Annotated in this window: 8 protein-coding genes; 6 read left to right on the top strand and 2 right to left on the bottom strand. The window is 70.6% G+C overall.

The features are described from left to right. Window positions 1-27: 27 nt before the first annotated feature. From ACIQWX_RS20550 to ACIQWX_RS20535, 4 genes are all read left to right on the top strand, one after another. Complete coding sequence (locus tag ACIQWX_RS20550) at window positions 28-1065, top strand: FecCD family ABC transporter permease (protein ID WP_400873083.1); 1038 nt, start codon at window positions 28-30, stop codon at window positions 1063-1065. Between the two features lies 1 nt (window position 1066). Beyond that, on the top strand, window positions 1067-2119 hold the full coding sequence (locus ACIQWX_RS20545) for a FecCD family ABC transporter permease (protein ID WP_400873080.1): 1053 nt from the start codon (window positions 1067-1069) through the stop codon (window positions 2117-2119). Window position 2120: 1 nt separating this feature from the next. Continuing rightward, a complete protein-coding gene (locus ACIQWX_RS20540) occupies window positions 2121-2924 on the top strand; it encodes an ABC transporter ATP-binding protein (RefSeq protein ID WP_400873077.1) in 804 nt (267 codons plus the stop codon). Window positions 2925-2999: 75 nt separating this feature from the next. Further along, entirely contained in the window at window positions 3000-3485 is a 486-nt protein-coding gene (locus ACIQWX_RS20535) for a DinB family protein (protein WP_400873074.1), read from the top strand. Here the strand turns inward: ACIQWX_RS20535 and ACIQWX_RS20530 are convergent. Beyond that, window positions 3472-4770, bottom strand: coding sequence for a lysine N(6)-hydroxylase/L-ornithine N(5)-oxygenase family protein (locus ACIQWX_RS20530; protein WP_400873071.1), 1299 nt, complete (start codon window positions 4768-4770; stop codon window positions 3472-3474). The two genes, ACIQWX_RS20535 and ACIQWX_RS20530, sit on opposite strands and share 14 nt — an antisense overlap. Window positions 4771-4885: 115 nt before the next feature. Between ACIQWX_RS20530 and ACIQWX_RS20525 the strand changes: the two genes are divergently transcribed. Beyond that, window positions 4886-5830 carry a methionyl-tRNA formyltransferase gene (locus ACIQWX_RS20525; RefSeq protein WP_400873068.1) on the top strand — a complete coding sequence of 315 codons (945 nt, stop codon included), beginning with the start codon at window positions 4886-4888 and terminating at the stop codon, window positions 5828-5830. A gap of 3 nt (window positions 5831-5833) precedes the next feature. On the opposite strand, the gene ACIQWX_RS20520 is transcribed toward ACIQWX_RS20525, so the two are convergent. Further along, on the bottom strand, window positions 5834-6817 hold the full coding sequence (locus ACIQWX_RS20520) for a hypothetical protein (protein ID WP_400873065.1): 984 nt from the start codon (window positions 6815-6817) through the stop codon (window positions 5834-5836). A gap of 177 nt (window positions 6818-6994) precedes the next feature. Between ACIQWX_RS20520 and ACIQWX_RS20515 the strand changes: the two genes are divergently transcribed. Then, window positions 6995-9085, top strand: coding sequence for an alpha-galactosidase (locus tag ACIQWX_RS20515; RefSeq protein WP_400873062.1), 2091 nt, complete (start codon window positions 6995-6997; stop codon window positions 9083-9085). Window positions 9086-9190: the final 105 nt, after the last annotated feature.

The following is a 9190-nucleotide window of genomic DNA, read 5'->3' as shown; positions in this document are numbered from 1 at the left end:
CTAAAATGAGTACCAGTCGGAGGTGCGGTGCGAACAGACCCCGGAGGGATCGCTCTCACGCGACGCCCGCCACACACGGGCCGCGCGCTCGGTCTGCTGGCCGCCTTCGCCGCGCTGGTCTTCCTGTGCCTGCTGAGCATCTGGCTGGGGTCGAAGGAGATCTCGTTCGGCGCGGTCTGGCAGGTGCTGTGGCACGACGACGGCTCCGCCGACGCCGTGATCATCCACAGTGTCCGGATGCCCCGCACCTTCCTGGCGGTGTTGGTGGGGACCGGCCTCGGGCTGGCCGGCACGGTGATGCAGGCGCTGACCCGCAACCCCCTGGCCGATCCGGGCCTGCTCGGCGTCAGCGCCGGGGCCGCGTTCGCCATCGTGTTCTCGATCACCGTGCTCGGCGTCGGCTCGCTCTACGGCTACATCTGGTTCGCCTTCGGCGGCGCGCTCCTCGCGACCGCCGTCGTCTACTACCTGGGCACGCGCGGCCGGGCCGGGTCGAGCCCGGTCAAGCTGGCGCTCGCCGGCGCGGCCGTCACGGCGTTGCTCTCCTCCTTCACCAGCGCGATGGTGCTGTCGGATCCCGTGGCGCTCAACCGCTACCGCTTCTGGTCCGCCGGCTCGCTGTCCGGCGTCGACGCGACCGCGTTGCTGCAGGTCCTGCCGTTCCTGGTCGTGGGTGTGGTGCTGGCGATCGCGAGCGGGCCGGCGCTGAACAGCCTCGCCCTCGGCGACGACGTCGCGATCGCGCTCGGCCGCAAGCTCGGCCCGCTGCGGCTGCGCGGCGCGCTGGCGATCACGCTGCTGACCGGCGCGGCCGTCGCCGTCGCCGGGCCGATCGTGTTCCTCGGCCTGATCGTCCCGCACGCGGTCCGGTTCGTCATCGGCCCGGACCACCGCTGGCTGCTGCCCTACACCGCCGTGCTCGCGCCGTGCCTGTTGCTCGCCGCGGACATCCTCGGCCGGGTCATGGCGCGGCCGAGCGAGATCCGCGCGGGCGTGATCGTCGCGTTCCTCGGCGCACCCTTCTTCATCTACCTGGTCCGCCGCCGCAAGCTCGTGGAGTCCTGACATGAGCCTGCTGCAAGTGCGGCCCGGCCGCGTCACCTTCCGCGCCGGCCCGGTGTCCGGCCGCTTCCGGCCCCGGCTGCTGCTCGTCTCGATCGTCCTCGCGGTGCTCGCGTTCGCGTTGTTCTGCGTGGGCATGACGATCGGGGACGTCCCGATGACCGTGTCCGACGTCCTGTCCGGCCTCTTCGGCGGCGGCGACAGCGGAAACGGTTACATCGTCCAGGAACTGCGGCTCCCGCGGGCGCTCACCGGGCTGCTGGCCGGGTTCGCGTTCGGCGCGTCCGGCGCGGTGTTCCAGACGATCACCCGCAACCCGCTGGCCAGCCCGGACATGATCGGCATCAACGCGGGCGCGGCCACGTTCGTCGTCGCCGGCATCGCGTTCGGCTTCGGCGGCGGGCTCGGCACGACCACGCTCGGCCTCCTCGGCGGGCTGCTGACGGCGCTGCTGGTGTACGCGCTGGCGTGGCGGCGCGGCACGACCGGCTACCGGATCCTGCTGGTGGGCATCGGGATCTTCGCGATGTGCACCAGCCTCACCGACTACCTGCTGAGCAAGGCGCAGATCACCGAGGCGCAGGCGTCGATCGGCTGGCTGGTCGGCAACCTCGCCAACCGCGGCTGGGAACACGTCGTGCCGCTGTCGCTCGCGCTCGTCGTGCTCTACCCGCTGGTGCTGGCGTTGTCCCGGTGGATGGGCACGCTGCTGCTCGGCGACGACGTGGCCGCCGGCCTCGGCACGCCGGTGCAGCCGGTCCGGCTCGGTCTGCTGCTGGCCGGCGCCAGCCTGGTCGCGTTCGCGACGGCGTCGGCGGGCCCGGTTTCGTTCGTGGCGCTGACCGCCCCGCAGATCGCGCAACGGCTGGCCCGGCTGTCGTCGCCGCCGATCACGGCGTCCGCGCTCACCGGCGCGGTCGTGGTGCTGGGCAGCGACATCATCGCGCGTTCGCTGACGGCGTCGGCGCTCCCGGTCGGCATCGTGACCGGCGTGCTCGGCGCCCCGCTCCTGCTCTGGCTGCTGGCCAGGGCCAACCGATCCGGCTCCGGAGGCTGACATGACACCATCCCTTCGGGTGCAGGACCTGCGCGTCGCCTACGACGACCGGGTCGTCATCGACGGCCTCGACCTCGACATCCCGGCGGAGCAGATCACCGCGATCGTCGGGCCGAACGCGTGCGGGAAGTCGACGCTGCTGCGCACGCTGGCGCGGCTGCTCACGCCGAAGTCGGGCGGGGTGTACCTGGACGGCCGCTCGATCCACGACCTGCCGACGCGCCAGGTCGCCCAGCGGCTCGGCATCCTCCCGCAGTCCCCGGTGGCGCCCGAGGGCATGACGGTGGCCGACCTCGTCGGCCGCGGCCGCGCCCCGCACCAGAGCTGGTGGCGCCAATGGTCCACATCGGACGAAGGCGCGGTCGCTTCTGCTTTGGAGGCGACGTCGATGACCGACCTGGCCGACCGCCCGGTCGACGAGCTGTCCGGCGGCCAGCGCCAGCGGGCGTGGATCGCGATGGCGGTCGCGCAGGGCACGCCGGTCCTGCTGCTGGACGAGCCGACGACGTACCTGGACCTGGCCCACCAGATCGACGTGCTGGACCTGGTGGTGGATCTGAACCGCGGCGAGGGCCGGACGGTGGTCATGGTGCTGCACGACCTGCCGCAGGCGTGCCGCTACGCCGACCACGTAATCGCGATGAAGGCGGGCCGGATCGTGGCGTCGGGCAAGCCGGTGGAGGTGATCACCGAGGAGCTGGTGGACGAGGTGTTCGACGTCCGCTGCCAGGTGACCCCGGACCCGGTGAGCGGAACCCCGATGGTGATCCCGATCAGCCGCCACCACCCGGCGCCGGTCAACTAGCGCTATCCTGGGCGTGGCCCGCCTCGTGCCATCCCGAGGTCCGTCCGGCCACCAACCCCCGTTGAGGAGCTGACTGTGTTCGTGCTGCCCGAAACCACCACCGGACCCGAGCGCCGCCTGCTGGAGGCGACGATGGACCGCAACCGCCGCGCGGTGATCGACATCGCGCGCGGCCTTCCCGAGGCCGACGCCCGGGAGCGGCTCGTCACGTCCCTGACCACGCCGATCGGCCTGGTCAAGCACGCGGCCATGGCTGAACGGCGCTGGTTCCAGCTGTTCCTGCTCGGCCTGCCCGAGTCCGAATGCGACGGCCCCACCACCCCCGGCGACGCCAGTTTCGTCGTCGCCGAGGGCGAAACGCTCGCCGACGTGATCGCCGAGTTCGAGCGGGCGAGCGCGCGGTCCCGCGAGATCGCCGCCGGCTTCGCCCTCGACGACACGTGGACCCACGACGTCCTCGGCGAGGTGAACCTCCGGTTCGTCTACCTGCTGCTGATCGAGGACTTCGCCCGGCACGCCGGCCACGGCGACATCCTGCGGGAACAGCTCACCGCGCGCTGACGGCGTACTCCCCCGCCGGCTCCGCGACCACCCGGCGGTCCACAATGGACTGGAGGATCTCCCCCACCCGCACGGCGGTGTTCGACAGCAGCGACGACGTGATGCCGTGCGTGTGCTCGGTGCCGCCCTGCAGGTAGATCCCGCCGCGCAGGGGCGCGTCCGTCGACAGCCGGTAGTCGCGCTCGATGCGCAACCGGCCGGACTCGTCGCGCAGGAAGCTCGCACCGAGCTCGCCCAGCAACGGCGTCGGGTCCGCGGGCCGGTAGCCCGTCGCGTACACGACCGCGTCGGCCTCCAGCACCGTCCGCGCGCCCGTCGTCAGCGACTCGACCGTCACCGCTCCCGACGGCGTCACCTCGACCGGCCGCGACACGTTGATCAGCCGCAACCTTTCGACGCCGAGGACCTTCTCGCGGTAGACGCGACGGTAGAGCTCGTCGATCAGGTCGACGTCGACGGCCGAGTAGTTCGTCGCGCCGTGGTAGCGCATCAGGCGGTCCTTGACCGGCTCGCCCGCGCGGTAGAACTGGTCGACGGCGTCGGGGTCGAAGATCCGGTTCGCGAACGAGCTGTCGTCGGCCGGGCTGTAGCCGTAGCGCGCGAACACCGCGCAGACCTCGGCTTGCGGGAACTCGTCGTGCAGCAGGGCGGCCACCTCGGCCGCGCTCTGCCCGGCGCCCACGACGACGAACCGCCGGGGCGACGTGCCGCGCAGGGCGTCCACGCGGAACAGCAGCTCGCTGTTGTGCCAGATCCGCTCGCCGGCGGTGACACCCTCGGGCAGCTGGGGCCGCAAACCGGTGCCGACCACGAGGTTGCGGGCGCGCAGGGACGAGCCGTCCGAGGCCTCGACGTCGAAGTAGGCGATCTCGGAGCCGTCGTACACCGGCTTCACCGCGACGACCTCGGTGCCGTACGAGACGACGTCGTCGACCTTCGCGGCCGCCCACTCGAAGTAGTCGTGGAACTCGACGCGCAGCGGGAAGAGGTTCTTGTGGTTGATGAAGTCGACCAGCCTGCCGGCCGCGTGCAGGTAGTTGAGGAAGCTGAACTCGCTGGTCGGGTTCCGCATGGTGACCAGGTCCTTGAGGAACGACACCTGCATCGTCGCCGTGTCGATCAGCATCCCGCGGTGCCAGCCGAAGCGCGGCTGCCGCTCGAGGAAGTGTGCGGTCACCGGCTCCCCGGCGCCGGCGTTGTGCTCGGCGAGGGCGATCGCGAGGGCCAGGTTCGACGGTCCGAAGCCCACGCCGACGATGTCGTAGATCGGGACCTCTGCAGTCATGTTGCTCCCTCGCGCGCTCCGGTACGGTTCAGGGAACCCTAACCTAACTTAGGCGAGCCTCGCCTAGTACGTTCGTGGTGATGTTCGTCCCCCGATCACGAAAGGGCACTCTCGAATGCGCGTGGCGATGTTCGGCTACCAGACCTGGGGGCACCGGACCCTCCAGGCGCTCATCGACGCCGGCCACGAGGTCGCCCTCGTGGTCACCCACCCGAAGAGCGACCACGCCTACGAGCGGATCTGGGCGGACTCGGTCGCCGACCTCGCCGCGGAGAACGGCATCCGGGTCCTCCTGCGCAACCGCCCGGACGACGCCGAACTGCTGGCCGAGCTGAAGGCCGCGGACCTCGACCTGATCGTCGCGAACAACTGGCGCACGTGGCTGCCGCCGGAGATCTTCGAGCTGCCGCGCCACGGCACGCTCAACATCCACGACTCGCTGCTGCCGTCGTACGCGGGCTTCTCGCCGCTGATCTGGGCGATGATCAACGGCGAGCCGGAGGTCGGCGTGACCGCCCACATGATGGACGGCGAGCTGGACGCGGGCGCGATCGTCCTGCAGCGCGCGATCCCGGTCGGGCCGGCGGACACGACGACGGACCTGTTCCACCGCACGGTGGACCTGATCGCCCCGATCACCGCGGAAGCGATCTCGAAGATCGAGACGGGCTACACGCCGGTCCCGCAGGACCGTTCGAAGGCGAGTTTCTTCCACAAGCGCGCGGCACGCGACAGCCTCATCGACTGGACGTCGTCGCCGTCGGACATCGAGCGTTTCGTGCGAGCGTTGTCGGACCCGTACCCGAACGCGTTCACCTACCACCGCGGCGAGCAGCTGCGGATCCTTCGCGCCTCGGTGTCCCAGGGCCACTACGGGGGCACGCCGGGCCGCATCTTCATCCGCGAAGGCGACGGCGTGGTGATCGTCGCCGGCCCGGAGGCCCGGCGCGGTCAGTCGCCGGGCCTCGTGGTCGAGCGCGTCCGCACGGCCGACGGCACGGAGCTGCCGGCGGCCGAGTACTTCAAGACCATGGGCGGGTACCTGACCGACCGCCCCTGACCCTCAGCCGTCCTTGCCCCGCGCCGGTTCCGCCACGTTCTGCTCCACGGCGCCGGGCAAGGTGCGGACGATCGTGTCCTGCGCCCGCCGTTCGCTGAACCCCGCGAGAAAGGCCAGTCCGGCGAAGAACAACGTCACCTGCTGGCCCGATTCCGGAACGGCGAGCGGCAACAGCCCGGCGCGGACGAGCACCAGCATCGCGGCCCCGAAGACCGCGCCGATGATCAGCCGGAAACACCCGGAAAGGACGATCACGAGCGAGCCCTGGTCGAGGCTCACGCGCACCCTTTCCCGGTTCGCCGTGCGCGTCATGACGCTCAGGATCGCCCCGATGGCGCCGGCCACCACGCAGATGACCAATTCCGACCGGATCGCGGCCGGCAACGGCAGGAAAGCCACGCCGACCGCGACGGCGGCGGCCGCGAAAACCCCGACGGCGAGCCCGCCGAGGTAGCGGACGAGCGCCCGGTCGAGCGCCGCCTCGCGGGCGTTCTGCTCGATCTGGCGGATTTCCTTCCGGGCCGAAAGAACGGCGGCGGCCACGCGCTGACGTTTCTGATCGGACCCCACCATCGCGTCGAGCACGGTCAGCAGTGCGGCGACCGCGGTGTAGAGACCGCGCGCGAGGATCTCCTGCGCCTGGCCCTCGAGCAGCACCGAGTACTTCCGCTCCACGCGGCGGGCCGAGCGGAACACGTCGTCGACGTCCGGAGTGCCCTCGCCCGGGTCGTAGAAGAGCCGGAGCCGGTACACCTTTTTCTTGTCGCGGTTCGGCTGCTCTTCGTCTTCGGCGACGAGCAGAAGTGCCGCGGCGAATTCGAGCGCGAACCAGTCGTCTTCGATCTTTCCCTGGCTCTCCTCGTACTGCTCGCGCACCACCGCGAATCGCTGAGCCGATTCCCGGCGGGCGTCGATGAGATCGTGGACTGACGGGCGGACGATCCGAGATTCCGCCAGTGCCGTTATTTTCCGGTCGCTGACCACCATGGTGATCTCCCCTCACGAACGACCACCGCCTTCGTGGCCACCCCTCCCATCACCCATTGTCACGGCGACTGCCCACACACAGCAATATCGCGAGCCAAGGCCACCCGAACGGCCGAGTTCACCGATGAGCGGAACACCTCCTTGGCCGTCGGCCGGCCCGGCGCCAGGATGTCCCGCATGGGCGAGATCAGCTACCTCGAGCGCCACCACGCGTGGGTGCTCACCGGCGAGTCGAGCACCTACGCCCTGCGGCTGAACGAGGACGACGTCCCGACCCACGTCTACTGGGGCCCCGCCCTCCCGGCCGGCGCGGTCGAAGAACTGATGACCGAATCGCTGCCCTGGTGGGACGGTTTCAACGACCCCAACGAAGGCCTCGACGAACTGGCGGCCGACGGCGGCACCCGCTATTGGACCCCCGCCCTGCAGGTCCGCTTCGAAGACGGCACCCGGGCCTTCGAATGGTGTTATGAGACGCACGAAATCTCGCGAGACCACCTCGTTGTTCTTTTCACCGACCGCCACTACCCCTTCCGGATCGCCCTCCACTACCGGCTGCGCGGCGACGTCCTCGAACGCTGGACCGAGCTGACCACGGACACGGACGTCGAGCTGGTCCGCGCCGACTCCGCGACCTGGTCGCTGCCCCTGCGGGACGGCTACCGGCTCAGCCACGTCACCGGCCGTTGGGCCGCGGAAACCCAGCTGCACCGGACACCCGCGGCCCACGGCGAAACGGTCTTCGCGAGCCGTCGCGGGATCACCGGGCACCACGCCAACCCGTGGGTCATGGTCGACGACGGCACCGCCACCGAGCGCCACGGCGAGGTGTACGGCGTCGCGCTCGCCTGGAGCGGGTCGTGGCGGCTGACGACCACGCGGTCGTCGACCGGGCGCCTCACGGTCAGCGGCGGCTTCGGCCAAGACGGCGTCGTCCACCGCGTCGGCCCCGGCAAGCCCCTTCGCACGCCGGTGATCGCCGGGCTCCGCACCACCGGCGGGTTCGGCGCCGCCAGCCGCGCGTGGCACGCCTACGTGCTGGGCGATGTGCTGCAGCACGCGCGGGAACTGCGTCCGGTGCTCTACAACTCCTGGGAGGCAACGGGTTTCGACGTCTCCGAGCGGGGACAGCGCGTCCTCGCCGAGCGGGCCGCGGCGCTGGGCGTCGAACTGTTCGTCGTGGACGACGGCTGGTTCGGCGCCCGGACCGGCGACCACGCCGGGCTCGGCGACTGGCACGTCAATCCGGAACGCTTTCCGGACGGACTCAAGCCCCTGGTCGACACCGTCCACGGGCTCGGCATGCGGTTCGGCATCTGGGTCGAGCCGGAAATGGTCAACCCCGACAGCGACCTCTACCGCGCCCACCCGGACTGGGTCCTGCACCACCCGCACCGGCGCCGGTCCGAGCTGCGTCACCAGCTCGTGCTCAACTTCGCCCGGCCGGACGTCGGCGCGTGGGCCCACGACTGGCTCGACCGGCTCGTCGGCGACCACGGCGTCGACTTCCTGAAGTGGGACATGAACCGGCCGTTCAGCGAGGCCGGCTGGCCGGGCGACGCCGACCCGGACCGCCTGTGGGTCGAGCACACGCTCGCCGTTTACGCGCTGATGGACCGGTTGCGCGCGGACCACCCCGGGTTGGGGATCGAGGCGTGCAGCGGCGGGGGCGGGCGGATCGACCTCGGGGTGCTGGCGCGCGCCGATCAGGTCTGGACGTCGGACAACACCGACGCGCTCGACCGGCTGCGGATCCAGCACGGCTACAGCCAGCTCTACCCGGCGCGCGCGATGTCGGCGTGGGTCACCGACAACCCCAATTTCGTCACCGCGCGGTCGGTGCCGCTGCGGTTCCGCTTCCACGTCGCCATGGCCGGTGTGCTCGGCATCGGCGGCGACATCGTGCACTGGCCCGACGAAGACCTCGCACTCGCCCGCGAGTTGATCGCGCTCTACAAGGACATCCGGCCGATCGTCCAGCACGGCGCGCTGTACCGGCTGCGGCCACCGGTCGACGACGGCGTCACCGCTTTGCAGTACGTGCACGAAGACCGCGCGGTCGTCTTCGTTTACCGCCAGGCCGCGCACTTCGCCGCGCCAGCACGCCCGCTGCGTCTCGAGGGTCTGGATCCCGCTCACCGGTACGTCGATTCGGATGCCGGCACGACGCACAGCGGGGCCGTGCTGCTCGCCCACGGACTGCCGCTCACGCTGCCGACCGGCGACTTCGCGAGCACCGTGATCCGGCTGAGCCGAATTTCGCGCTAGAGATCGGATCTATGAAGCGCGCATCGACGGTTTCGTCGCCTTATCGCGCTTGACAGCCCAACAGACGTCAGATCAAATGCGTCATACATCACATATGGCGGGAGG

Origin of the sequence: Amycolatopsis sp. NPDC098790, assembly GCF_044759945.1 — a bacterium.
Taxonomy (GTDB): domain Bacteria; phylum Actinomycetota; class Actinomycetes; order Mycobacteriales; family Pseudonocardiaceae; genus Amycolatopsis.
Note: the sequence above shows the minus strand (reverse complement) of the source record. Positions and strands in the feature narration are given on the sequence as shown.